Here is a 23,791-nt window from a genome sequence, read left to right on the forward strand (position 1 = left end):
AAGGCGCATATCACCGGCATTTCGTGAGCGTGGGAGCAGACGGAGCGGTCCGGCCGCGCCTAGCATTCGGGGCGTGCACAGCGTCGAAACCTCGGCAACCCCGGCCACCGCGGTGCCTCGCCACTGGAGAACCGGGCGCGCGATCGGCCTCCTGCAGGCTGCGCACCCCGCGCCCTCGGCGGCCGTGACCGCGGTGGTCACCGCGCTGGCCGCCGCATCCGGGCGGGGCGGCGCCGGTACGGTGCTGATCGCGGCGGCGGTGCTGACCGGGCAGCTGTCGGTGGGCTGGAGCAACGACCTGATCGACGTCGACCGGGACGTGGCCGCCACGCGCCACGACAAGCCCCTGGCGACCGGAGCGGTCTCGGCGCGGGCGGTGACGATCGCGGCGGGCTGCGCCCTCGTGGCCTGTGTGCCGCTCTCTCTCGCGAACGGGTGGCAGGCAGGCGGCACACATCTGATCGGTGTGGCTGCGGCCTGGGGCTACAACCTAGGCGTCAAGAGCACCGTCTGGTCGTGGCTGCCGTACGCGGTCGCCTTCGGGCTGCTGCCCGCGTTCGTCACCCTCTCCCTGCCGGGTGGCCCATGGCCGCACTGGTGGGCGTCGGCCGGCGCCGCGCTGCTGGGAGTGGGCGCCCACGCCGCGAACGTCCTGCCGGACATCGACGACGACCTCGCGGTGAACATCCGCGGCCTGCCCCAACGCGCCGGCCTCCGCGGCGCGCGGACGCTGGCAGCATCGGCGCTCGCTGCCGGCTCGGCCGTGCTGGTCCTGGGCCCGGCGGGACCCGTCGGCATGCCCGAACGAGCCGGGCTCGCCGCGACCTGCGCGCTCTCGCTCACCGTCGCCCTCTGGCCGGCCGGGCGGAGCCGGACCCCCTTCCTCCTGTGTCTGGGCCTGGCCGCCTCCGATGTCGCCCTCCTGCTCCTGAGCGGCGCGCACCTCGCGTGACGAGGCATCATTTCGATCGCGCACCGATGAGCGCCGGGACCGCCCCACTTCCACGGGAGTTCGTGCGCAGGCGGCGGGCCAGGAGTAGCCCCGCGGCGGCGGTGAGCATCGCTGCCGCCTCGGCGACGGCGGACGCGGTCTTCTCCGGATACCAGGTGGGTTCGTACATGTTGGGCAGCGGCCCGACCGAGCCGACGTCGACGTACCGGTAGAGCAGCACGGCGGCGAGGCCGGCCGCAGCCACCAGCAGCGCGTAAACCCACACGAGGGGCCTGGTGCCGAAGATGACCACCAACAGGGCCGCCAGGGCCGCGGCACCGGCCTCGATGCGGAACAGATCGCCCTGGCTGATCGTCTTGGTGACCGGGTCGTAGGTCGCGGCGAGGTCGGCGTGCACGTAGGCGTCCACCGCCAGACCGGCGGCGGTGAGCAGGCGAAGCACCCACAGGCTGGCGCTCAGGGCGAGTATCCGCCGTGTCTGGGACGGTACGCGTGGTGCGGGTCCCTTGGCTTTCATGGGGCGCCTCCTTGAGTCCGTCGCCCTTCTTCAGGTGGTACGTATCAGGACACTTCTCAGTTCATCCGTAATGCTGACTCTTTGAGTAGATCTTGCTCACCGGGGCCGGAGCTCGACGAGGAGTCGGCCAGAGCTGGTGACGACGTCCATGCGGGCGATGTCGCGCACACCGAGCGAGGACGATCCCGGGACACTGACCGCGGCGGCGTAGCCGGACGTCCAGCTGGCCGCCGTCTCGGTGTGGCCGTCACGGGCGTGTACCACCAGTCGACAGACGGCCGGGGGCAGTCCTGACAGGCGAAGCCGGATCGACGCACCCGTCGCGCCCGGGGCGAGCGCAGCGGAGGCGGTCACGTGTGTGGCCGGGTCGGTGGCGGAGACCGTGACCGCCGACGGGACTGCAGGCGGTTGACTGCTCTGCATGCTCAGAGATACGCCGACACCCGTGACGGCGGCCGCGGCTGCGAGCACGCCGGCGATCAGGGCCCGGCGGCCCCTTGCGCGCCGTACGACGCGGGACACTGCCTGAGCCGTGTCGACCGACTCGGGCGCCGCGCCCGGGGCGGTCGGTGTCGGACCGGCCTGCGCCATCTGCAGCGGCTCCTCGAAGGGCACATCCTGCAGCAGCCCGACCAGCGGCGCGAGCTCCATCAGTTCGGCGCGGCACTCCGCGCAGCGGACCATGTGCCGCTCCATGGCCGAGCACTCCGCCGGCTCGAGCACCCCCAGCAGGTAGGCACCGAGAGCAAGGCTCTCGCGACACGCCATCGCATCGTCACCCCACCTCCGTCCCCCCTGCCGACTGAACAGGCGCCTACATACGGAAGGTCGCTATAACCCGATATACGCGCATCGAGCACCCCACGTTCATCCGCCGCACCGAGGGTCGCCTTCACGCTCGACTTGAAGGTGGTGCCGTACACGACGGAGCGGTGACCCCGAAAGCCGGAATCACCGCTCCCTCCGGCTGCCGGAGTCAGTCGCAGTCGCGCACCCGGACCATAGGGCTTCCAAGACCTTGCCGCCGCGCGGGGCCGGCTGCTGCTGCTCGTGATCGCTCATGCCTCCGGAGACCACGGATTCACCTGTGGACAGAGCTTGCCGGCCGCCGTACCGTGCCGGGGCCTTTGGGGACGGATGGCGGAAAGATTGATCACAGAGGGGGCGGCGTGTACGCGACGTTGTCCGGTCGAGCATGGTTGGGCGCCACGCGAGACCGCTAAGGAGGCATCAAAAGCCTGTCAGGAACACATACTTGACCTTGCGGGAAGATCTCGCGGACGTCCTGATGGGGAGCGACAAGGTGAGCGGTAGGGGCCAGGGGCTGGGCAAGGTCGAGGTCAAGCTCAAGTGGGATCCGAGTCCCTTCGGGGAATCGGCCCGGCATCTCGACATCATTGCCGCGACCTACTCGGTGGACGATCCCTACGGGAGGCCGGTGTACGTCGTGCACACCGAGAGCCGGTCGCCGGACGGCACGATCAACATGAGCCGACACAGTGAGACCGGCATGGGCTTTGGATTCGTCGAGGTGATGAGCCTGGAGTTCGACCGGCTGTCGTCCGCCTACGGACGAGTGGTGGTGGGCGTGGCCATCCACCAGAACGGCGGCCATCGTACGTTCGGCGACATCGCCAACGCCGGAGTTCTCGTCGTCGAAGGCTACCGGCAGCTGCTGACAGACGACTTCTCTCAGGTCGCCGATTCGACGGCCGCGACGATCGGTGAGTTCACCCGAGGCGCATCCGGAGCATGGGAACTGCGCGAGTTGGTCAAAGGGTTCGACAGCGACCCCGTCCACTTCACCGCCGAGATGGGCAGCATCCGGCATTGATCTCAGCCCGCTGGCCCTTCTGCTCGCTCCGCGCGATCCGTTTCCCCCTGCCGTCCCGGTAGATCGCAGTGGCTGCGGACCAGCAGCGGCACCCAGGTCCAGATCGCCGCCATCCGACACCGCAGCCGGCAAGCCTCGGTCTACAACCTCACCATCGACGGTCTGCACACCTATTACGTGGTAGCGGCCGAGCAGACCTCGTACACAATGCGGAACCCGGCTGCGGGCCCCACCTCGTTCCAGGACTGAGGAACATCCGTGGCGGCCAACAATGCCCTTCTGGACGAGTTCGCTCGTGGTGCAGGCGCGATCACGTTCCAGGACCCCATGTCCAAGGTCCCCGTCGGAGGTGTCATGACCGAGCCCATGGTCAAAGACATGATCGACCTCGTTGTCAGCCGCGGCGGCCGTATGACTTTCAACATGCACGGCATCGCAAAGGTCGATGAAATGCTGACCGTCGGAGACAGTTACGTCGCCACCCGTGTGACGGCGATGGAGCAGCGTTATTGCTGCGGAAACGAGGCCGCCCGGGCCATCACAACCTTCGTGAACGGAGCAGCGTTGTGCTGACCGACCGACTCCAACGATTCAGAAGCAGCGTGGGCGCGCATGCTGCAGGAGTTCGAACCACCGCACTCCGACTCGGATCCCTACACGCCGACGATGTGGATCCTGCTGCAGGCAGCTCACCAGCACCCGCTGCTGCGCAGACTGTATCCGGAACTCTCGGCCACCATGCTCACCTTCTCCCAACGGACGACTTCGACCTGCGTGAGGGCTTGGCGCACCCGCGGGAAATGTCCGGAGAATCGGCACACTCCGCGGGAGTCCCCTTGCTAGGGCAGGAAGAGGGGAAGGTGCACCTGGTGGCCCCCTCCCCCGTTCCCGAGCACCTCTCCTCGCTGCAGCACGGGTATGCGAGCATCTGCAGGGTGTTGGACGAGCGTAATGAGGAGTTGGCGGGTGCGGGTGTTTTCGGGGCCCTGGGGTGAGCTTCGTGTGTTCGCGAACGAGGCACTTCCGTTGGCTGCGCGTCACATCTCCGAGGTCCCCGCGCGGTTCGGCGCCAGGTTCAGACCGGCACTACTGTGTGTCCCCCTGGGGCGGGCGAGGCCGGATGTTCCTTACGTAGCGGTGTGGCCCAACGAAGGCACCCTGCCTGACCTTTCTGAGGACGCCGTGGCAGCATCGGACGATCTTGCGGGCGTGGTGCTCGCCGGACTCGCGGACCACAGGTGCTTTGCGTGTGACGCCGACTTCGAGGTGATCCACCCCGAGCTGGCGATCCCGGTCCTGGGACGCAATCTTTCTCGGCACCGCATCGTGAGCGGGTGCCCGGCCTGTGGCAGCGACTTTGGAAAGTCCCGGATCGACGGCCTCGCCCTCCTGCCTTTGCCCTGGCGAACGCCAGCTGTTGCGTTCGCCCCGCCGATGGGCTCACACCGCGTAAGTGCCGACGATCAGGGGTTGCCACCCGTCAGGAAGGGCGAGGCGCCAGTGCTCGCTGCTCGGCGGGCCCGGTCACTGGGTGAGGTCGGTAGCCGGCTTCCAGTCGTGCAATGTGTTCCACGGTGAGCGTGATGTCGACTGCGGCGACGGCGTCCTGGAGGTGGTTGAGCTTGGTGGCACCGATCAGCGGCGCGCTGACGCCGGGCTTGTTCAGCAGCCAGGCAATGGCCAGTTGCGCCGGAGGCACGCCGAGTTCGTGAGCAAGGGTGTGCAGGGTGTCGACGATGTCAAGGTCGGCTTCGGTGTAGAGCTGCTCGACGAGGGGGTCGGTACTGCTGCGGGTGGTGGGGTGCGTTTCGGCGCGGGTCCGGCCTGTGACGAGCAGGCCTCGGGCCAGGGGGCTGTAGGGCAGGAGGCCGACGCCTTGGTCGCGGCAGAAGGGGATCATCTCGCGTTCTTCTTCGCGGTAGAGCAGGTTGTAGTGGTTCTGCATGGAGATGAACTGGCTGCTTCGGTTGAGGGCGGCGATGTGCTGGGCTTTGGCGAACTGCCAGGCGTACATGCTCGATGCGCCGATGTAGCGCACTTTCCCGGCCCGGATGACCGCGTCGAGGGCGGCCATCGTCTCCTCGATGGGGGTGTCGTAGTCCCACCGGTGGATCTGATAGAGGTCGATGTGGTCGGTGCCCAGCCGTCGCAGGGACGCATCGACGGAGGCGAGGATGTGTTTGCGCGACAGCCCGCGGTCGGAGGGCTTGTCGCTCATCGGGTAGTAGACCTTGGTGGCCAGGACGTAATCGTCGCGATCGTCGAAGCATTCGGCCAGCAGCCGTCCGGTGACCTCCTCACTGGCGCCGCGATCGTAGATGTCTGCGGTGTCGAAGAGGGTCACTCCGCAGGTGACGGCGTGCTGGACGATGGGTCGGGCCTGGTCGGCGGTCAGATGCCAGGCGCGGCGGGAGAGATTGCCGTAGCTCATCATGCCCAGCCCGATCCGGGAGACGGTCAGGCCGGATGTTCCCAGGCGGGCGTACTGCATGCCGTGCCTCCTCTCAGCTGTGCGGGCTGGTGGACACAAACAGCGGGGTGACCGAGAGCGTCAGGTGTGCCATGGTGCCATCGCACTCGATTCGTTGGCGTGCGCCGTAGGCGTCGACGGCGTGGGCGGTGGGGTGGGGCCACGGCCAGTGCACAGGAGTTGGGGGCTGGTCCTCGCCGGTGAAGACGTCCCCGCCCGTCCACAGCACGTGCACCGGGTCGTGTCCCTCGCGCTGCACCTCGAAGGCGAACACCGGCTGTCCGTCGTGGCCATGGCCGGCATCGAGACGGTGGACCGCGGTGGCGCCGTGGAGATGGTCGGCGAGCAACGCGAAGGTGTGTGCGGCCGGCCGGTGACGGGTCAGCTGCCGGCCTTCGTAGTCCATGAGCGCGAGCTTGCCGAAGAGGAAGCCCATGAGGTTGAAACGGTCGCTGTAGTTGGGGATTTCCGGTGCGAGGTTCCAGCACGCGGTTCTGGTCAGTCCCTCAGCGAGGGCGAGGATGTTACGCGTGACGATCTGGCGCTGGTTGATGCGGTCCCGCTTGGCCGCCAGTTCGGGCGGACAGTCCTCCAGGAACATCTGAAGCTGCGGCGGAAGCTGGGGCGCCTGAGCGTAGAGGGCGCGCATCGTCCGGCGGTCCGGCGGCTCGGCGGCTTCCTCCTCACCCGCCGCGGCGGAGTGTGTATCGGCGCTGTCGGCGGTGAAGGCCGCCATCATCGTCTGCTCCAGCGCCTGCTGGGCTTCGGGGAACTCGAAGAGGGTCGGCCCGTTGTACTCGCCGGCCACCACGGGCCGCTCGTAGTCGTGGCGGCGCATCATCGCGCGTACCTGTGCCACCTGGTCCGGAATCGCGTGCGGGGCGCCGTAGAGGTGGACGGAGAACAGGTCGAAGGCGTCCTGTCCGTGGGCGAGGACATGGTCGAAGAACTCCCGGGCGGCGCTGCCGTCTTCGCTTGCCAGGACGTCGTAACCGCAACCGCCCAGTACCACCGCGGCCGCCGGGTCGCCGGCGCGCACGGCCTGGTGGAAGACGGTCAGCTGCTCGACATACTCCGCGGCGGTGCCCGCCCACAGCAGGCCGGTGTTGCTGGGCTCGTTGTTGCACTGCCAGTACTCCACGCGTCCTTGGCAGCGGTCCACCAGTTGCCTTACGAACCGCCCGTACTGGTCGACGTTCTTGGCCGGGGAGGAGGGCAGGAAGCCGGTGGGCTGCCGGGTGGCCCATGGGGAGCTGGAGCAGACCGTCACCCAGGTCTCGGCAGCTGGGTCGAGCTGGTCGAGGAGCGCGTCGACGACCGTCCAGTCGAAGCGGCCCGGTTCCGGCTCGACCTGTCCCCAGTAGACGTAGACACGCACCAGGGCGCCGCCTAGCTTGCGGCTCTCGGGCACGAAGCTGTCGGGCTCGCCGAACATGCCGTAGGTGATGCCACGGACGATGCCCAGCCGGATCCCGGCCGGGCTCTTTGGTGTGCCCGTCTTGTGGCTCGCCTGCAGGTTCATCGCTTTCCTCATTGCTCCCACCCACCTTACGTATATGTCATATACTCTAGCTGGAGACTATATACTCAAGGAGTGAAGGAGACTCCGGACAGCCCGCTGCCACCCCTGATCTGGACTCAGCCCGCCCCCCGGCGCCGCAACAGCCCCCTGGAGAGGGACGACATCGTGCGTGCCGCCATCGCGCTCGCCGACGAGGGCGGCACGGACGCGCTCACCATGGCTGCCGTAGCGCGGCGACTCGGCTCCTACACACCCATGGCCCTCTACCGCTACGTACTCAGCAAGGACGGCCTGGTCGATCTCATGCTCGACCGCGTCACCGGTGAGATCCCGCTGCCAAAAGAGCCCGGCGCCGACTGGTGCGCCGACCTGCGCCAGGTGGCGCTCGACAGCTGGAGCATGGTCAAACGCCACCTGTGGTACGCACAGTTGGCCCCCACACGCCCCCCGCTGGGCCCGCACATGATGCGCCGCACCGAGTACCTGCTCCAGGTCCTCATCCGCCAGGGCGCCACCGTCGCAGACGCCATGACCTACGTGGCGCTCCTGGACCGGCACATCTTCGGCAGCGCGCAGCAGGAGGCTGAAGAACTAGCAATGCGGCGCCGCTACGGACTGCACACACCCGAGCAGCTGACCGAAGCGATCACAGCGGCACGCGACCTGGCCGCACAGAGCGGACGCCACCCAGCGCTGACCGCGTGGATGAATACCCCCTCCGGGGCCACCATGGACGAGCAATTCACCCTGAGCCTCGGCTTCATCATCGACGGCATCCGCAGCCGCCTCGCCGGTCAGGACCGAACCACCACCGCATGATGATCAACGCCGCTGGCGACTCAGCGTGCCGCACCGGACCTACCCCGGGCGCGCCGCGACTCCCCCGTGCGCAGCCCCGCATTGCGGCCGGAGGAAAACGCCACCGCTGACACCTGAACTGCATATACTCCGGCAGGTCGTCGGCAGGCCGGGACGCCCACATCCGCCTGGCCAACTCGCGCACCGCCAGACCGACACCGCACGAGGGCAGAGTCCTCGCCACCGGCGAGGCATTCAGCCGCCCTGCCCACCACAAGGTCGGCACAAAACCGCGCCGAACTGGCTGAAGACAAGGTTAGGCGCGCAGCAGTGAGGCGTGGATGCGGGCGATGCCCCGCAGCACCTCGTCACGGTTCTTGGCCTGCTGCATCCATGCGGGCAGGCGCGCCACCACGGTCATCCTTCGGCCACGGTCGTGCCAGGGAATCCCTTCACGCAGCGGTGCCTGCACGAACCGTCTGATCAGGTCCAGGTGTTCCAGGTTGTAGGCCCACACCCACCCGTGCCGGGTCTCGGTCTGCAGCCAGAGATGCACATCGAAGTACGGGTCTGTAGCTGGCGCGTACCGGTCCCGATGCAAGGCCACACCGCCGCGGCTCCAGTCCTTCGCCATTCCGCAGCTCCGACAAACGAGACGCCTCGGTGCGAAGAGGCCCTGGTCGTGTACCCCGGACGGGTCTGGTGCTGCACCGACGTGCGCGACCTTCCCGCAGCCGGGACAGCGCACGAGAACCGAGGTGAGGAAGTCGTATTTCGTGCTCCGGGGATCCCGGAACCGGTGGTGCGTGGAGATCGAACTCATTGGACCAGTATGCGAGCCACGCACCCAAGGCTCCTACGGGTTAAGTCTCAAGCTCAGCCGACCAAAGTGCCCTGGTGAAAGTACATCCGCCAGCCTGTTTCCGTCAGACGCCACAGAGAGCTTCGCCGTACCTGGCGACCCTGGTTATCGGCGAAGTACGTCAGGTGAACGACACCAGGAGCAACCACGACGCGGATGAGTTCGCGGATGCGCTTGTCCCAGGTGCGGTCTGCGTGGCCGCCGGCGAGCTCGGTCAGAATCCGGCTGGTCTTGGCGAAGCGGGCGTTGGCGCCCTGGCGGACGGCCTGGTGGCCGAGGGCCTGGGCGACGTGTGTCTTCCCGACGCCGACGGGGCCGAACAGAATGACGGACTCGCCGGAGTGGAGCCAGCGCAGGGCCGCGAGGTCACGGATCTGGGCTGCGGGCAGCTTCGGTGAGGCGTTGAAGTCGAAGCCCTCCAATGTGGCCTGTTGCTCGAACTTCGCTCTGCGCAGGCGCCGTTCGAGGGCGACGGACTCGCGGCGGGTGATCTCGTCCCGGCAGAGGACCTGGAGGAAGTCGAGGTGTCCGAGTTCGCCTTTCTGAGCCTGGGTGAGGCGGGCGTCGAGCGTTTCGAGCATCCCGGACAGCCGCAGGGTCTTGAGCGAGTCGCGCAGGGTGGTGGTCGTCACGCTCATCGCAGGGCCTCCTCGGCGTCACCGCGGTCCTGGTCGTCGTGGACATCACTGGGCGACTGGGTGGAGACGGTGGCGGCGAACAGCCCCTCGGGGCCGTGCAGGAAGGCCGCGGCGCCGGCGTCGCCGGCTCAGGCTCCGGATCGGTCTCGGTCCCGGTCCCGGTCCCGGCGACCAGGATCCCCTTGACGGTGCGGTAGGTCGGGTCGCCGACCGTGATCGCCTTTCTGCATGCGGCTTCCAGCCGGGAGTCGCCGTACTTCTTCCGCAGTCCGCGGACTCCCTGGGCCGCGCGCAGCCGGTAGAGAGCGTTGACTTCCAGCAGCTGGTCGATGACCTCCCGGCAGGCATCGCCGACCTGCGAGGCTTGGCCGCGGCACCAGATCGGCGTTCTCATCTGGAAGGCGATCTTCTCGGGCGGGTAGTCGTTCTTGTCGGCGCGTTTGCCCTGTTCCAGGGCGGCGTGGGTCTTGACCAGCGTGTCCTCGTTGAAGATCTGGACCATGGTGGTGGTGGAGCGGACTTCAACCCGGCGGCCGATGAGTTTCCAGGGAACCGAGTAGAGAGTGCGGCCGACCTTGGCGTGAATGTCCGGCCCCACCAAGGCAGTTGACCATCTCGCCAGCACGAACGGCGCCTCGGGCAGCGGGAGGAGGGCCTTGGCCTCCACCGCCTCGAACACCGGCAGCGGCTTCGCGCCGCCCAGCGGCCGGCACTGCCGCTGGCCTGCGACGTTCGTTGCCCAGAGCAGGGCCTCGGCCTGCATGTGTTCGAGCGAGGTGAACTGACGCCCGCTCCAGAACGAGTCGCGGACATAGGGCATGGGCCGCTCCACTCTGGGCTTGTCCTTCGACTTCGATGCGCGGGCCGGGTCCACCAACGTCCCGTAGTAGGAGGCGAGTTCGGCGTACGACTTGTTGATCTGCGGGTCGTAGAGGTCCGGCTTGTCCACCCCGGTCTTCAGGTTGTCCGGGACCAGGCGCCGTGGGACACCGCCGAAGAAGCGGAAGGCTTCGGCATGCGCGAGGGTCCAGGCGCGCTGGTCCATGTGGACCACCGGGCGGACGAACATGTGCCGCGAGGCGGGAAGCACCATCACGAACGCCCAGATCCGGTGGCGTTTACCGGTAGTTGGGTTGTTCCACTGTCCCAGGAAGCCGTAGTCGATCTGGGCTTCCGAGCCCGGCTCGACGTCGTCCCGACACCGTGACCTTCGAGCGGACCGCCTCGTCGGGCAGGTTCTCGTGGACCCAGCGGCGGAACGTCGAGAAGGACACCTTCAACTTGCCCTCGTCCCGCAGCCGTTGATGGATCGTGGTGACCGTCGTGGTGTCCAGCAGGGACTTGACATAGTCGCGGTGCGGTTCGATCTCTGCCCACCTGACCTGGTTCAGCTTCCGGCTGGCCAGCTCCGGGAACCAGCTCTTGAGCAGCTTGGCTCAGTCCGCCTCGCTCATGCGCGGCCCGCCCGGGGTGATCCCGGCCCCCTCGGCCGGCGCCAGGTACTTCCTGACCGTCTTGCGGTCCACCCCCAGCGAGGCGGACACCTGGCTCCTCGAGCGGCCCGCGTCCCAGTGCACGTAGATCTCGACGACGTCGACCACGGTGAACGTTCTCCTTGCCATCCGGTGTGTCCGTCGACCTCTCGGTTCGCAGGTCGAGGGACCGCGACGTCTCCGAGAGGGCCAGGACCCTCAACCCGGCACCGGCATGCCCATGGGGAACCCGACGGATTCGCAAGGAAGACCTAATAGTTCATCAAACAACCTGAAACAGGGAATATTGGAAACGGTCCAAGTGGCCCTGGGACCGGCAACAGCAGTTGAGCATCGTGAGCCGTCAGGCAGACGGCAGGGCCGCCTGCGGCCTGCTCGCTGCCCCGGCAACCGTGCGATGCAAGGGGACCGCGAACGCAACGACGAACAGGCAGAAGAGAGTGATGGGCAACAGCCAGAGGAGCTGTGCAGGGTCATCCCGCAGCCAGTGCCGGTTGCCCCACCAGTTCGCGCTGACGTCCATCACCATCACGGCATTTGCCAGCCAGATTCCTTCCCGCCGCACAAGCCCCACCAGCACGGCGGCCAGCGGATCGAGAATCACCAAGCTGACGAAGAACACCTGTAGAGGGACCTGAGGCCACGACGCATAGGCGTGGATGCCGCCACGGACCAGATCTGCGATGTGAGAACCCGTGCCCTCAGTGAGGCCGATCAAGTACACCGCGAGAACCCATCTCGCCCACAACGGCTGTGCGCCCCACCGTTTTCGCAGCTCAAACCCCACCGTGTCAGCCTAGACGAGCGCCCGGGCCTCTGCGGAAGAGACGGCAGCGTCGGCGTGATCAGGGGTTCCCAAGACGGTTTCTCACGCCCGTTCGAGCCCGGTCAGCAGCACCATCGATGGTCAGCACCCCGGTGGGGAGCTGTGACCACGAGGGTGGGGAATTACCTGACGCTGATCATGCAGATCGTGGGGAATTTTCTGACCGCTGACACCAAATACACGTGCCAGCGCACGACATCAGCTCGTGCACCTGTTCCCGGACGGCGATCGCGTACAGCGTCGGGGTCATCGTGCGGCCGGTGCGCACCAGGATCTGATCCCCGGTCGTGCGCCGGATCCGGCCCAGGCTGCGACTCATCGCGGGGGCGGTGACGTGCAGGCGTGCGGCCCCCCGGACACACTTCCCTCCTCCAGCAGCGCGTCGAGCGCGGCCAACAGATTCAAATCCAATTGCATGTGAGTAATCCTAGCCGTGCTTTACATGCATTTGAAGTTAATCATGGGGCTGTATACCTTCGAAACCAGAGCGCCGAACAGAGCGCACAGTTCGGCCCGACGGCCTCATCACCTGCTACTCACAAGGGAGTTCACCATGCCCGAAACGCTTCAGACCACAGACGTCGCCGCCTCCGATGCCGACCTGCTCGACCAGACCGCGATCGCCGTGCGCGCGGCCGGCTCCGCGCTGCGCGAGCGCTTCGGCGAGGTGGTCCGCTACCACAGCCGCGACGAACTGATGCGCGCGCTCGCCGTCAACGACGACACCGCCCTCGACATCCTGCGCCCCCGCCTCACGCCCCTGCGCCCGGACGCCGGGTGGGTGGAGGACGAGCTGGACGGCGGGGCCCTGCCTCCCGGCGAATGGTGGGTCGTGGACCCGGCCGAAGGCAACGTCAACCACCTGCACGCCCTGCCGGAGTGGGCGGTGACCGCCACCCTCGTGCGTGAGAACCAGCCGGTGCTCACCGCGGTCCACCTGCCGTTGACCGGCGAGACCTATACCGCACTCACCGGCGCGGGAGCCCACCTCGACGGCCGACCGCTGCACATCTCCCGGACTGCGGACCTCGGCCTGAGCATCGTGGCCACCAGCCAGGCCCGGCCCGACGAGGACGAGAAGGTCGTGCGGCGCGTCGGCACCTCGATCACCGCGATGCTCTTCGACGCGCTCGTCGTGCGCACCGCCGTGCCCGCGACCCTGCACCTGACCAACGTGGCCGCTGGCCGCATCGACGCCTTCTGGCAGTTCGCCGGCGCCCGCGCGGACCTGCTGCCCGGGGCGCTGCTCGTCACCGAGGCCGGCGGACAGATCTCCGACGCCCAGGGCCGCCCCTGGACCCCGCAGAGCGAGAGCTTCCTGGCCGCCGCGCCCGGCGTCCACGCCCAGGCCGTCGCCACGCTCTCACGCTGACCCGCGCACCACAACCTGCCCGTTCGGAAGGACCACATCATCATGACCACGATCGCAGTTCTCGGAAACGGCCGCGTCGGCGGCAACCTGGCCACAGCCCTCACCCGGGCCGGGCATGAGGTGACCGTGGCGGACCGCGCGCCGGGCACCGCCGGCGACGCCGCCCGGACAGCCCGGATCGTCATCAACGCCACCCCGGGAGCAGGCTCGCTGGAGCGGCTAGCCGCCCTGCGCGAGGAACTGAACGGCAAGATCCTCGTCGACGTCTCCAACGCCACCGCCGACGGACCGGACGGACTGCCCGCCGACCTGATCTACCCCGGCTCAAGCCTCGCCGAGCAACTCCAGGAAGCGCTCCCCGAAACCCGCGTCGTCAAGACCCTCAACACCATGCTCTTCCCGGTGATGACCGCGCCGGCCACGCTCACCCAGACACCAACCGCGTTCCTCTCCGGCGACGACCCGCAGGCCAAGCAGACCGTCCGTGAACTGCTCAGCGACCTCGGCTGGCAACCGGAGTGGATCACCGACCTCGGCGGGATCCACACGGCCCGCGCCACGGAGGCCACGATACTGTTCGTACCGCACGTGATCCGGTCCAGCGGATTCGCGCCCTTCGCGATCTCGATCGCCCGCTGATCCGCACACAATGCACCGCCCCCGGCGGGCCCACATCCACAACAGATACGACAGCGCAGCCAGCGCCAGCGATTCAGGGCCGCACAGCGACCCGTGGCCACACTTACCTGGGGCCGTCGGCCCCGCAGCGAGGAATCGGCCCATCGCATGGCGGACGCGCTTGCGGAACTGGTCGCGAATCGGCCCGCCGACACCCGCGGCGGGCAGACCCCACCGGCCTCACACTCGCCGGTCCAAGTGCGCGTGCGTGCGCACCGCCACGTCCTCCACCCCGAAGGGGCAAAAGCCCGCCGTAGCCGGCACGGCGAAGAGCAGCGGCACGAAGGCCGAGACGAAGCCTGCGAAGAAGGTCGTCACCTTCAAGGTGTGGGGTACCGCCCCCGCCGGCGCGCTCGGTGGCCTGGACATCAACTACGGGTCCGACTCCGACACCCGTAAAGGCACCTTCAAGAACGGCAAGTTCGAGGCCACCCTGCCTCTCAACAAGGACGCGCTCTACTACAACGTGAACGCGCAGCTGCAGGGTTCTGGGGACATCAACTGCTCTGTCACCGTCGACGGCCACACTAAGAAGGGCCACGCTGCGGGCGGTTACAACATCTGTGATGCTCAGCTGAGTTCAGGCCTGCTCGGCGGCTGGGACTGACGCGACACCGCTCCGTGGCCCGCCCGCCCCCGCCGGCGGGGCCACGCGCCGCTTCTCACCGCGCATATCCCAGGCAGAAACCGTTGCGGCGCACCGCCCTTGTCCTCACAGCCCTGATAGCCCTCGGCGCTGTCACCGGTTGCTCCAGCGACAGAAGGGCCGCCGCCACGCCGGCCCCCGCCACAACCACCACCACAAACAGCAGTGAGCCGGAGCACACGATCGACGACTGCGAGGCTCTCCTCGAGGAGAACTACAACGCCGACAACGTCCACGACGCGTCCGACGAGCCAGCGCGCCAAGGCCTCAGCGAGAGCGAGTACACCGACGCTGTCGGCGAAGTGCTCGCTGGACACAAGGACGAGATCCTGGACGACGCCGCCGACCAGGTCCTCTACGACGAAGCATGGGACTCGCTCGACGCAGACACCCAGCAGAGCATCTGCGACACCATGGACGAAGAAGGCACCGAGCCCGTAGCAGGTCTCCTCGACGTCACCGTCACGCCCCCCGGTCGACACCGCCGAGATGGCGCGTACCTGTACAACAACAAGTGCTGAGACCCGGAGCCCGTGGCACCACCAACGGCCGCCGAACAGCCGTAGCACCGGCCGTTCAGGCTCTGGCTGGGGTCGGCCCATGTCCCCGCACCCGTCGTCCAGCGTCCCGCAGGCGCGCGCATCGCTCGCGGCACGCCTGCTGGAGATCCGTCTGGACGCCGGGATCACCAAGCGTGAACCGGCCGCACGCACCTGTTGACACGAGTCCAAGAGCAGGAGCATCGAGACCGCCCGCACGCCGCCGTCCCACGCGGATATCCGGGCATCCCCGCTGATCCCTCTGCGCCTGGTCCCGTGCCCTGACGGCGGCGGAACAGCAAGGTCCGAAGCGTGGAGGAAAGCAGAGACGGCCTGGAATAGGCCGAGATGCAGTGCCCGGACTGGACGAACGCCGGACGCTCCTCTATGCGGAGCCCCACGCGTGCCATGTGCGCCTTTGCCTCGCTCTCGAAGAAGGAAACGAGGACCACTCCCCGATTCGTGCTACGGTCGCGACTTCAAAACGGGGGATGGTCCCCACTTCTTTCCAGGAGCCGCCGATGCACACGCAGCGCCCTACCGTCCAACTCGCCGAGCTCACCGACGACTTCACCGCCGACCCCTACTCCGCCTTCACCTCGCTGCGCTCCCACGGCTCCGTCCACCACGTGCGTTTCCCCACCGGGGACGAGTCATGGCTGGTGGTCGGGCACGAGGAAGTGCGTGTCGCGTTCGCCGACTCCAGGCTGCGCAATGACGTACGGCACTCTGCCGACTTCGAGGACGACGGGCTGTACTCCGTGGGCCGCAGCATGCTCCAGGTCGACCCGCCCGATCACACCCGGCTGCGGACGCTGGTGGCCCGCGAGTTCACCGCCCGCCGCGTCCAGGCGCTGCGGCCCCGCGTTGAGGAGGCGGCCGGTGTGCTTCTGGACGCCGTGGCCGCCGACGGCCGTGCCGACCTTGTGGCCGCATACGCCTATCCGTTGCCGCTCACCATCATCTGCGAGCTGCTCGGCGTGCCGGACGTGGACCGGGATGCCTTCCGGGCGTGGTCCACGAAGGTCGTCGCCCTCGACGACGCGGTGCAGTCAGCCCGCGCCAGCCAGGAGATGGCCGCGTACCTCGCGGGGCTGGCGGAGGAGAAGCGGCGGTTTCGGGACGCCGCGGACAGCGATCTGCTGCACGCCCTGGTCCGCACCCACGACGGAGACGGCGGCGACCGGCTCAGCCCGGAGGAACTGCTCGGAATGGCCTTCCTGCTGCTCGTCGCAGGGCACGAGACCACCGTCAACCTCATCGCCAACGCCGTCCACCTGCTGCTCGGCCACCCCGGGAAGCTCGCCGCCCTCCGTACCGACCCCGAGTTGCTCAAGGGCGCCGTGGAGGAGACGCTCCGCTTCGAGTCGCCCGCACCAGCGGGCACCTACCGCTACGCCGCTGAACCGATCACTCTCGGCGGCGCCCGGATCCCGGCGGGCGCACGTGTCGTGCTCTCTATCGCCGCCGCGAACCGCGACCCCGCGCGCTTCCCTGCCCCCGACCGGTTCGACATCCGCCGTGATCCGACCGCGACCCGTGCTCACCTCGCCTTCGGGTACGGCCTGCACCACTGCCTGGGCGCCCCGCTGGCACGGCTGGAGGCGACCCTGGCCCTGCGTATCCTGCTGGACCGTTTCCCCTGCCTGGCCTTCGACGGTGACGGCACACCGCGATGGCGCCCCAGTCTCATGCGGAGCCTGCGAGAGCTGCCGGTGCGCTGGTAGACACGGCCCCCGCCGCCGAGTGCGAACGCCGATCTGTACACCGAGCATCGCTTTCGGCGCTGGTGGGCCTCATGCCCACAGGGACTGCGCAGAGGGAGGATTCCTGCTTGCTCGATCGTCGGTAGCATCCGTACCAGGGAGCGCTCTGCGATACGGGGGTGAGACCATCAGGAAGGAGACACGATGGGCGGCCAAGCGCCGACGGGGCGCCGCGACGCGCTGCGCAACCGGAAGCTGCTGACACAGACGGCCCGTGAGGTATTCGCCGAACAGGGATTGGACGCTCCGCTCGACGTCATCGCTCGGCGCGCGGGTATCGGCAACGCGACCCTCTATCGCCACTTTCCGACCCGCGCCGCGCTCGTGGACGAGGTCTTCCGGGATGCTCTCACGGAGACCATGGCCGCCGGCACACAAGCACGCACTGCCGAGGACGCCTGGACAGGGCTGACGCGATACCTGCACACCGTGTTCGCCACGCTTGCCGCAGACCGCGGCACCAACGACCTCATGACCACGAGCCTGGAAAGCGTGACCTCTCTGGACGCCATCCACGCCCATAACCGCGAGACCATCGCGGACCTGCTCCGCCGCGGTCAGGAGCAGGGCACCGTCCGTCCGAATCTCACCACCGAGGACGTCCTCGTCGCCCTGGCGGCGCTGGGCCGAGTCGTGCCTGCACTGAGCACCGTCGCCCCCGACGCATGGACCCGCCCGCTTGCCTTGCTTCTCGACGGTTTCCGCGCCAATCCGGCCGCGTCCGCCCTGCCCGTGCCGCCCCTGACCTCCGCCCAGCTCGGCACCGTGCTCCACGTGCTCGGCCCGCACCGGCGGCGTTGAAAGAGCCGCGCGGTAGATCGTCCCCCTCACCTCCCGGAAGCGGCTTGCCCCGTACGACGACAGCGGCGCGTTCGGCATCACCAGCCAGCCCCCACGGCCGACTCGGCACTCCTTGCACCGGCCACTCGAGGCGATGGCACGGGTCGCCCGGAGCAGGCATGGCACCCTCAGCGGCAATCACGTCGGCACGGCGGCCGCACCCAGCGAGGCAGCCGCCGTTCCTGCAGATGAGCCACGCGCGTGCTGGAACGCCCCCTCATGAGTCATTCTCCTGAAGAGGTCACACTGTGGCCGATCCCCATCCGGGGCGGCCACGGGACAACTCACGCTGTCGCGCGCCCTCCAACAAGATGGTGCTAATGAACCCTCATGCCCGCATAGCCACCGCCAACTTGGACGCCCGAGCCAATGAGTTCAGTGCATCACACCACGCCGCCTTTCAATTCTGGTTCCTGCCATTCCAGAAGGCCGTCGACTGGCTGTGACGTTGTTCAGCGGCCCCGGCATGTCGGCTCCAAACGGCCCCGGTTGGTGAAGGGCTGGTCCACGACGATGGCCCGGCCGCCGCCAAGGACAGTGTGGCTGGGAGTCTGTCCTACCGCCTGGCCGACGGCAGCGCGCAGCTCGTCGCGGCCCGCGGCCTTGACGCGGCGACCGCCACAGCCCCCTGATGTCCCAGTCGTGGCTGCTCAACGTGATGCCCCGCGTGCCAAAGGGGTGAGAGCCCGGCCGGAATCCGTCACCAATCCCTGCTTCCGGGAACAGTGCACACGGCCCTAGGAGGGCCGAGGCCCTGCGGCGCGGCGCAGCCGGTTGGCGATCGCCAGTCCTAGCCCCTCCTCCATCGGCAGAGACGCGACGATGAGGTCGCAGCCCCGCTGGTCGAACTCGCGCAGGATCCCGAACAGCCCGTGCGCGTAGGCGGCCACCGAAGGAGGGACCGCCACCACAGCGTGCGCCTTCACCGCAGCGCCGGCGATGGAGGTGGGAAGAAGGACACCCACCTGGTGCCCCAACTCCTGCGCCTGTTCCGCTTCGATGACGACCTTCTCCGGTTCGACGAGGACGACCCGAGCGCGCGGCGCGTAGTGCGACGGGTGCTGGCCCGGCACCCGGACACGGCTCGCGGAGGACACCGCGATCGAGTACCCCAGCACCGCTTCGAGGTCTTCACGCGTCACCCCGCCCGGCCGCAGGATGCTCGGGATCTCACCCGTGGCGTCGACGATGGTCGACTCGACGCCGACCGTGCAGGCGCCACCGTCCAGCACGAACTCGACGGCATCACCAAGCTCCGCCCGGACGTGGTCCGCTGTGGTGGGGCTGACCGAGCCGAAGCGGTTGGCGGACGGAGCTGTGACACCGCCGCCGAAGGCCGACAGCAGCGCGTGGGCGACGGGGTGGTCAGGCACGCGCATGGCCACCGTCTGAAGGCCGCCGGTTGCTTCGAGGGGCACCCGTCGGCCGCGCCGCAGGACCAGCGTGAGCGGCCCGGGCCAGAAGTGCTCGGCCAGTAGACGCGCCGTCGTGGGCACCTCCTCGACCCAGTCATCCAGCTGTTTCGCGTCACCGATGTGGACGATCAGCGGGTGGGAGGGCGGGCGCCCCTTGACCTGGAAGATGCGCGCGACCGCAGCAGGGTCCTCTGCGTTGGCGCCCAGACCGTAGACGGTCTCGGTCGGCAGAGCCACCAGACCCCCGGCGCGCAGCACCTCGGCCGCCTTCTCAATGTCACTGGTCGTTACCGTCACCTTCGCAATCCTAGGCACCCGCTGCAGCCGCAGAGGTGCAGCCGCTGCCTTCATCGCCGTCCAGGAGGCAGAACGGCACGTCTACCGCCGCTGGCAACAGTTAAAGGCGTCCTCCCCCCCCCCCCACCGAATCACCACGCGACAGGCCGTCATGGGCGCCCGCGCCCGCAGCCGCTGTCACCGCCGTCGCATCCCCTACGTCCAGCGCAGGCGAGCCGCTCCGGGCCGACCGCGGCGGCTTCGAGTGCATGGCCACGACGTCCGAGGCCGCCTTCCTGCCGGTTCGCTGCACGGGACACGGCACGGATCGCCGTCGGGAGATACGAAACAGGACTCAGGCCAGCCCCGATCGTGGGGAAGAGCATCATCGGCGTTGACGCGGCCGTGCCGTTCCACCACGACGGCTCGCGCCTCGTGCCCGCCAGGCGGGCGGCGCAGCCACTTGGGCGAGCCGCTTGGCCAGCAGTTCGGAGGAGGCGGGGTTCTGTCCGGTGTAGAGATTGCGGTCGACTCTCGCCTACAAGTACTACTACCACCCGTGAGCTGAGCAGGACCGGTTGGTGTGTGGCCATGTTCGGGTCAGGGTGGCGTCGTTCAGGCAAAGCGTCTGTCTTGATGCCGGTTCAGGCCCCTGACGCGGCTGGCTGAGTGGGCAGCTATCGGCTCCGGAGTGACCGTGGAAGCGCGAACCAGGGCAGCACGCTGTTGTCGAATCGGGTCATGGCGCTGATGCGGTGGTCGGCGAGGGTGAGGACGTAGAGGCCGGTCCCGTGGCTGATGCCGTTGGGTGCGCGCAGATACGCTCCGAACGCCGGCTGACCGTTGGCTCGCGTCGGTACCAGGTCGAACCTCCGGCCAGCACGGAAGATGCTGGCGCAGAAGCGGGCGGCGAGGTCTTTGCCCTCGTACTCGAAGGGCACTGGCGGCATCGAGACGAAGACGTCGTCGGTGAGAAGATCCACCAGCGCGTCGAGATCGGCGGACTCCCACGCGCGGACGAACTTCGCCACTAGCGCGTCCTCGGAGGCTGAGCCGGGGGCGGGAGGTTGGCGGTGGGCGGCTGGCGGCTGGCGGCGTTGCAGGGCGGCGCGGGCTCGTTTGAGGGCGCTGTTGACCGAGTCGACGGTCGAGTCGAGCATGTCGGCCACCTCGCTGGCGTGGAATCCGAGGACGTCACGCAGGACGAGAACGGCGAGTTGGCGAGGCGGCAGCACCTGCAGAGCGGTGACGAACGCCAGGGAGACCGATTCGGTCTGCTCGTAGCGGGCTTCCGGCCCGAGCGGCGCGTCGATCACGGCTGTGAGCAGGGTGTCGGGATACGGCTGCAGCCAGATGACGTCGCCGAGCCGGGTCGGCTCGGGCGGTTCGACATGGGGCACGTTCCACTCCTTGGCCTGGCGCCGGCTCGCCGAGCGACGCGCGTTGAGGCACCGGTTGGTGGCGATCCGGTACAGCCAGGTGCGCATCGAGGCGCGCTGCTCGAACCCCTCGATGCCTTGCCAGGCGGCCAGCAGCGTGTCCTGCAGGGCATCCTCGGCGTCCTGCAACGATCCGAGCATCCGGTAGCAGTGCACCTGCAACTCCGCACGGTACGGCTGGACCAATGCGCGGAACGCGTCACCGTCGCCGGCCCGCGCCTTCGACATCAGATCGCCGGTCGGCATCCTCGTGTCACCCTCTCCCTCACCACACGGCACTTCTCTCGGGTATGGACACCGGCTGACCGGCGAACTGGGCGGCCGACGCGCGCCCAGTTCTGCCGATGCCGCGGTGTCTACATCAGTGGTAGCCCGACCACCCGAACATGGGAGCACCGACATGGGAACGATCGTCGTCTTCGAGAACGTCTCCCTCGACGGAGTCACTCAGGACCCGACCGGCGAGGAGGGCTTCAGCCGTCGCGACTGGCGCGCCGCGCTCGCCCCGACCGACCGCGAGGCATGGGACAAGCTCATCCTCGAGGACGCGCTGGGCGCGCAGGTCCTACTGCTGGGGCGACGCAGCTACGAGTTCTTCGCCGCACGGTACCCATCGCGCACCGGCCAGCTGGCGGACAGGATGAACAGCCTGCCCAAATACGTCGCCTCCACCACGCTCGCAGATCTCCGCTGGAACAACTCGACGGTGCTCGATGGTGACATCGTGGATGTGGTTGCGAGGCTGAAACACACGATCAGCGGCGAGATCCGCGTCTACGCCAGCTCCCAGCTCGTGCACACGCTGATCGAGCACGACCTCGTCGATGAACTGCGGCTGACGATTTTTCCGCTCGTGATGGGCGCGGGTAACCGCCTCTTCGACCAGTCCGGCACCCCAAAACCCCTGCGCCTTGTCGGCTCCCGCACCGTCGGTGACAGCCTTGCCTACCTCACCTACCGGGCAGGGTGACGTCGTTGAAGGTTCTGTCCGGTTTGATCACCTGATGCTGAGGGTGACCAGCGGCGTGCGGAGCCTCGGCCGTGCTTGCGCAGGCCGGCGGCGATGTTGTCGCAGCCGGTCAGGCCGAGAGCGCCCATGGCCAGGTTCCGCAGTGCCGCCATCGCCCGTGGCGCCGGCCGCCGATGGGCGCTGCCAACTCATCCACGCTCCTCCCGCCAGGGCATCAGCGATCCGCGCCAGCGCCTCGCTCTCCTCAGTGTCCGTGTCCGCCGGCCGCAGCGTCCTTCTTGACCATCAGCGGCAGCAACTTCTTGTGGACCGGGCCTGGTAGGTCAGCTGGGCGCAGCGGCGCTCTCACGTTTGTGAGAGTTCCACCCTCGAGGCCCGTCTGATCTGCCGGCTTGCCGTCGACGCGGCCGCGACGATTGCCAGGCGGGTCGCCAGTGCAGCGAAGGTCGGCACCGCGCCCGGGGGTTGCAGAGAATGCCGCCGAGGAGGGCGCCCAAGGAGACGGTGCACCAGCCGATCATTCGGGAGACTCCGTAGACGCGGCCCTGGAGGTGGTCGGGGTCAAGGCGTAACGGTAGGCGGCATTGGTCGTCTGGAAGATCGGGCCCGTCAGGGCGCCGACGTGTAGACCGCGCCCAGCACGAACACGCTCGGGCCAGGGCGAGTGCCACCATCTGCAACCCACCAGACATGGGTAGGATCACGCCGCACGCCGAGCAGATGGTTCGAGCCACGCCGCGCACGACACAGACGAAAACATCGGGGGCGCACGGGATGAGTACGCACGGCAATGGTCAGTGGGGTCCGACGGGCGGACCCGGATACGGCCCCGGTGGACAGCCGGGCCCAGGTCCCGGCCCTCAGCCTTACCCCGGAGGCGGACCCCACCCGTACCCCGGTGGTCCCGGCGTGGGGCCCTACCCGCCGCAGCCCGCCCCCGTGCCGCCGCAGGGATTTCCGGGACATCCGCAGGGCTGGGGCCCGTACCCGTCACCGCCGCACGGCGGTGGCCCGCAGCCGCCGTTCCCGCGACCGCCCCGGCCGCCGCTGACGCGCGGGCAGCGGATCCTCAAGTGCGTCTACAACCCGTTCTACGCCGCCCAGCGGGCCTTCCGCCCCTCGCGCCCGGACGCCGTCGAGGACCTGACGGTGCGCAAGATCCAGATGTGGCGGACCGGGCTCGGTGCCGCTGCCTGGCTCGTGCTGGTCATGTCGTACAAGCCGGTCGACACCGCCAAGGGTGCCGACGCCGTCGCGAGCGACAAGTTCGACCAGAGCTGGACCAGCACACTCTTCCTCGTGTGCGCTTTCCCGTTCGTGATCGCCCTGTTCGCCTTCGCTGCGCAGGGCGCGCTGCGCCGGCTCTACCTGCGGCGATCCCTGAAGCCCTTCGGGGCGGTGGCGGCTCTGATGGGGTCCATGGCAACGTTCCCCCTCGCCGTCGCGCCCGACTCGGCGACCACTGGCTTCCGTGACGCCATCGGGATTCCCGGCATGGTCGTCCTCATCGCCCTTTGCACATGGTCGCTGGGATTCGCCCTGTACGGGATTGCGCTCTGCCTCAACTACGTGTTTCGCACCGCCGACATCCACGAAGTGCTGCCGCCGGTTCTCGCCACTGTGCTGGCGTGGGTGATGGCCGCCCTCGACATGATCAACAACGCGAACGCCGAGGTTCCCGTCCTTGCCCGGATCGTGTTTCTGCTCGGCGCTCCGGTGTCGGTGACGGTGTTGTCGTGCTGGGAGCTGTACCGGCTGCGGAAGTACCACAATCTGTCCGTGCGACAGGCCCTCGGCCGCTAGTGACCTGCGCCAGTAGTTGATCGTCAGTAGTGGTGTGACTTCTGCTGCTGGTGCGTCAGCTCCCCGTCGGGGCCCGAGGTTGGAACCGCTGCTCTTGTCGGATGACGAGCGGGCGGTGCTGGAAAGATGGACGCG

General features: G+C 68.2%; 21 protein-coding genes and 4 pseudogenes. 14 read left to right on the forward strand and 11 right to left on the reverse strand.

Annotation, left to right across the window (positions count from 1 at the left end):
- Positions 1–73 precede the first annotated feature (73 nt).
- Complete coding sequence (locus tag ACIBN2_RS27855; RefSeq protein ID WP_399138273.1) at positions 74–952, forward strand: UbiA family prenyltransferase; 879 nt, start codon at positions 74–76, stop codon at positions 950–952.
- A 7-nt stretch (positions 953–959) separates the two neighbouring features.
- Here the strand turns inward: ACIBN2_RS27855 and ACIBN2_RS27860 are convergent, their stop codons facing one another.
- Entirely contained in the window at positions 960–1,469 is a 510-nt protein-coding gene (locus ACIBN2_RS27860; protein WP_399138275.1) for a hypothetical protein, read from the reverse strand.
- Between the two features lie 96 nt (positions 1,470–1,565).
- Positions 1,566–2,237 carry an anti-sigma factor family protein gene (locus ACIBN2_RS27865; protein WP_399138277.1) on the reverse strand — a complete coding sequence of 224 codons (672 nt, stop codon included), beginning with the start codon at positions 2,235–2,237 and terminating at the stop codon, positions 1,566–1,568.
- 520 nt (positions 2,238–2,757) lie between these two features.
- Here ACIBN2_RS27865 and ACIBN2_RS27870 point away from each other — a divergent pair.
- From ACIBN2_RS27870 to ACIBN2_RS27880, 3 genes and pseudogenes are all read left to right on the forward strand, one after another.
- Entirely contained in the window at positions 2,758–3,303 is a 546-nt protein-coding gene (locus ACIBN2_RS27870) for a TerD family protein (protein WP_399138965.1), read from the forward strand.
- Between the two features lie 258 nt (positions 3,304–3,561).
- On the forward strand, positions 3,562–3,876 hold the full coding sequence (locus ACIBN2_RS27875; RefSeq protein ID WP_399138278.1) for a hypothetical protein: 315 nt from the start codon (positions 3,562–3,564) through the stop codon (positions 3,874–3,876).
- Between the two features lie 33 nt (positions 3,877–3,909).
- Positions 3,910–4,146: pseudogene (locus ACIBN2_RS27880) on the forward strand (DUF6193 family natural product biosynthesis protein); the annotation flags it as partial.
- Positions 4,147–4,783: 637 nt separating this feature from the next.
- Here the strand turns inward: ACIBN2_RS27880 and ACIBN2_RS27885 are convergent.
- Both ACIBN2_RS27885 and ACIBN2_RS27890 read right to left on the reverse strand, forming a co-directional pair.
- Complete coding sequence (locus tag ACIBN2_RS27885; protein WP_399138280.1) at positions 4,784–5,794, reverse strand: aldo/keto reductase; 1,011 nt, start codon at positions 5,792–5,794, stop codon at positions 4,784–4,786.
- Positions 5,795–5,807: 13 nt separating this feature from the next.
- Positions 5,808–7,295 (reverse strand): hypothetical protein, encoded by a 1,488-nt coding sequence (locus tag ACIBN2_RS27890; protein WP_399138281.1) that lies wholly within the window; start codon positions 7,293–7,295, stop codon positions 5,808–5,810.
- 72 nt (positions 7,296–7,367) lie between these two features.
- On the opposite strand from ACIBN2_RS27890, the gene ACIBN2_RS27895 reads away from it, so the two are divergent.
- On the forward strand, positions 7,368–8,114 hold the full coding sequence (locus ACIBN2_RS27895; RefSeq protein ID WP_399138283.1) for a TetR/AcrR family transcriptional regulator: 747 nt from the start codon (positions 7,368–7,370) through the stop codon (positions 8,112–8,114).
- A 295-nt stretch (positions 8,115–8,409) separates the two neighbouring features.
- Here the strand turns inward: ACIBN2_RS27895 and ACIBN2_RS27900 are convergent, their stop codons facing one another.
- The 5 genes and pseudogenes from ACIBN2_RS27900 to ACIBN2_RS27920 form a co-directional block, all read right to left on the reverse strand.
- Positions 8,410–8,916, reverse strand: a complete 507-nt coding sequence (locus ACIBN2_RS27900; protein ID WP_399138285.1) for a hypothetical protein — start codon at positions 8,914–8,916, stop codon at positions 8,410–8,412.
- A 53-nt stretch (positions 8,917–8,969) separates the two neighbouring features.
- The gene (locus tag ACIBN2_RS27905) at positions 8,970–9,593 is read right to left on the reverse strand and encodes an ATP-binding protein (RefSeq protein ID WP_399138287.1); all 624 of its coding nucleotides are present in this window, start codon (positions 9,591–9,593) and stop codon (positions 8,970–8,972) included.
- Positions 9,590–11,194: pseudogene (gene istA, locus ACIBN2_RS27910) on the reverse strand (IS21 family transposase). The gene ACIBN2_RS27905 and the pseudogene istA overlap by 4 nt, the downstream one beginning before the upstream one ends.
- Positions 11,195–11,429: 235 nt before the next feature.
- On the reverse strand, positions 11,430–11,873 hold the full coding sequence (locus ACIBN2_RS27915; protein WP_399138289.1) for a hypothetical protein: 444 nt from the start codon (positions 11,871–11,873) through the stop codon (positions 11,430–11,432).
- A 235-nt stretch (positions 11,874–12,108) separates the two neighbouring features.
- A pseudogene (locus ACIBN2_RS27920) lies at positions 12,109–12,329 on the reverse strand (LysR family transcriptional regulator); the annotation flags it as partial.
- Between the two features lie 136 nt (positions 12,330–12,465).
- Between ACIBN2_RS27920 and ACIBN2_RS27925 the strand changes: the two are divergent.
- The 7 genes and pseudogenes from ACIBN2_RS27925 to ACIBN2_RS27955 all read left to right on the forward strand — a co-directional run.
- A complete protein-coding gene (locus tag ACIBN2_RS27925; protein ID WP_399138291.1) occupies positions 12,466–13,284 on the forward strand; it encodes a 3'(2'),5'-bisphosphate nucleotidase CysQ in 819 nt (272 codons plus the stop codon).
- Positions 13,285–13,326: 42 nt separating this feature from the next.
- Positions 13,327–13,923 carry an NADPH-dependent F420 reductase gene (locus ACIBN2_RS27930; protein WP_399138293.1) on the forward strand — a complete coding sequence of 199 codons (597 nt, stop codon included), beginning with the start codon at positions 13,327–13,329 and terminating at the stop codon, positions 13,921–13,923.
- A gap of 247 nt (positions 13,924–14,170) precedes the next feature.
- Entirely contained in the window at positions 14,171–14,569 is a 399-nt protein-coding gene (locus tag ACIBN2_RS27935; protein ID WP_399138295.1) for a hypothetical protein, read from the forward strand.
- A gap of 83 nt (positions 14,570–14,652) precedes the next feature.
- Positions 14,653–15,129, forward strand: a complete 477-nt coding sequence (locus ACIBN2_RS27940) for a hypothetical protein (protein WP_399138297.1) — start codon at positions 14,653–14,655, stop codon at positions 15,127–15,129.
- A gap of 539 nt (positions 15,130–15,668) precedes the next feature.
- The gene (locus tag ACIBN2_RS27945) at positions 15,669–16,874 is read left to right on the forward strand and encodes a cytochrome P450 (protein WP_399138299.1); all 1,206 of its coding nucleotides are present in this window, start codon (positions 15,669–15,671) and stop codon (positions 16,872–16,874) included.
- 183 nt (positions 16,875–17,057) lie between these two features.
- Positions 17,058–17,714 (forward strand): TetR/AcrR family transcriptional regulator, encoded by a 657-nt coding sequence (locus ACIBN2_RS27950; protein ID WP_399138300.1) that lies wholly within the window; start codon positions 17,058–17,060, stop codon positions 17,712–17,714.
- Positions 17,715–18,292: 578 nt separating this feature from the next.
- Positions 18,293–18,385 (forward strand): annotated as a pseudogene (locus ACIBN2_RS27955) (carbonic anhydrase); the annotation flags it as partial.
- Positions 18,386–18,490: 105 nt separating this feature from the next.
- Here the strand turns inward: ACIBN2_RS27955 and ACIBN2_RS27960 are convergent.
- Together ACIBN2_RS27960 and ACIBN2_RS27965 are read right to left on the reverse strand one after the other, a co-directional pair.
- Positions 18,491–19,465 carry an L-threonylcarbamoyladenylate synthase gene (locus ACIBN2_RS27960; protein ID WP_399138302.1) on the reverse strand — a complete coding sequence of 325 codons (975 nt, stop codon included), beginning with the start codon at positions 19,463–19,465 and terminating at the stop codon, positions 18,491–18,493.
- Positions 19,466–20,121: 656 nt separating this feature from the next.
- On the reverse strand, positions 20,122–21,129 hold the full coding sequence (locus ACIBN2_RS27965; RefSeq protein ID WP_399138304.1) for a sigma-70 family RNA polymerase sigma factor: 1,008 nt from the start codon (positions 21,127–21,129) through the stop codon (positions 20,122–20,124).
- A gap of 154 nt (positions 21,130–21,283) precedes the next feature.
- Here ACIBN2_RS27965 and ACIBN2_RS27970 point away from each other — a divergent pair, with 154 nt between their 5' ends.
- Together ACIBN2_RS27970 and ACIBN2_RS27975 are read left to right on the forward strand one after the other, a co-directional pair.
- Positions 21,284–21,853: a dihydrofolate reductase family protein gene (locus ACIBN2_RS27970; protein WP_399138306.1), complete on the forward strand. Its 570-nt coding sequence runs from the start codon at positions 21,284–21,286 to the stop codon at positions 21,851–21,853.
- A 1,149-nt stretch (positions 21,854–23,002) separates the two neighbouring features.
- Positions 23,003–23,656 (forward strand): hypothetical protein, encoded by a 654-nt coding sequence (locus tag ACIBN2_RS27975; protein ID WP_399138307.1) that lies wholly within the window; start codon positions 23,003–23,005, stop codon positions 23,654–23,656.
- Positions 23,657–23,791: the final 135 nt, after the last annotated feature.

Source organism: Streptomyces sp. NPDC050534 (genome assembly GCF_044457745.1).
In the GTDB taxonomy this organism is placed as follows: Bacteria; Actinomycetota; Actinomycetes; order Streptomycetales; family Streptomycetaceae; genus Streptomyces.

Bases quoted from the DNA above. Each gene is read 5' to 3' on its own strand.
- ACIBN2_RS27860 (WP_399138275.1), bottom strand. From the start codon at position 1,469: ATGAAAGCCAAGGGACCCGCACCACGCGTACCGTCCCAGACACGGCGG.
- ACIBN2_RS27865 (WP_399138277.1), bottom strand. From the start codon at position 2,237: ATGGCGTGTCGCGAGAGCCTTGCTCTCGGTGCCTACCTGCTGGGGGTG.
- ACIBN2_RS27870 (WP_399138965.1), top strand. From the start codon at position 2,758: ATGGGGAGCGACAAGGTGAGCGGTAGGGGCCAGGGGCTGGGCAAGGTC.
- ACIBN2_RS27885 (WP_399138280.1), bottom strand. From the start codon at position 5,794: ATGCAGTACGCCCGCCTGGGAACATCCGGCCTGACCGTCTCCCGGATC.
- ACIBN2_RS27890 (WP_399138281.1), bottom strand. From the start codon at position 7,295: ATGAACCTGCAGGCGAGCCACAAGACGGGCACACCAAAGAGCCCGGCC.
- ACIBN2_RS27900 (WP_399138285.1), bottom strand. From the start codon at position 8,916: ATGAGTTCGATCTCCACGCACCACCGGTTCCGGGATCCCCGGAGCACG.
- ACIBN2_RS27905 (WP_399138287.1), bottom strand. From the start codon at position 9,593: ATGAGCGTGACGACCACCACCCTGCGCGACTCGCTCAAGACCCTGCGG.
- ACIBN2_RS27925 (WP_399138291.1), top strand. From the start codon at position 12,466: ATGCCCGAAACGCTTCAGACCACAGACGTCGCCGCCTCCGATGCCGAC.
- ACIBN2_RS27930 (WP_399138293.1), top strand. From the start codon at position 13,327: ATGACCACGATCGCAGTTCTCGGAAACGGCCGCGTCGGCGGCAACCTG.
- ACIBN2_RS27945 (WP_399138299.1), top strand. From the start codon at position 15,669: ATGCACACGCAGCGCCCTACCGTCCAACTCGCCGAGCTCACCGACGAC.
- ACIBN2_RS27950 (WP_399138300.1), top strand. From the start codon at position 17,058: ATGGGCGGCCAAGCGCCGACGGGGCGCCGCGACGCGCTGCGCAACCGG.
- ACIBN2_RS27965 (WP_399138304.1), bottom strand. From the start codon at position 21,129: ATGCCGACCGGCGATCTGATGTCGAAGGCGCGGGCCGGCGACGGTGAC.
- ACIBN2_RS27970 (WP_399138306.1), top strand. From the start codon at position 21,284: ATGGGAACGATCGTCGTCTTCGAGAACGTCTCCCTCGACGGAGTCACT.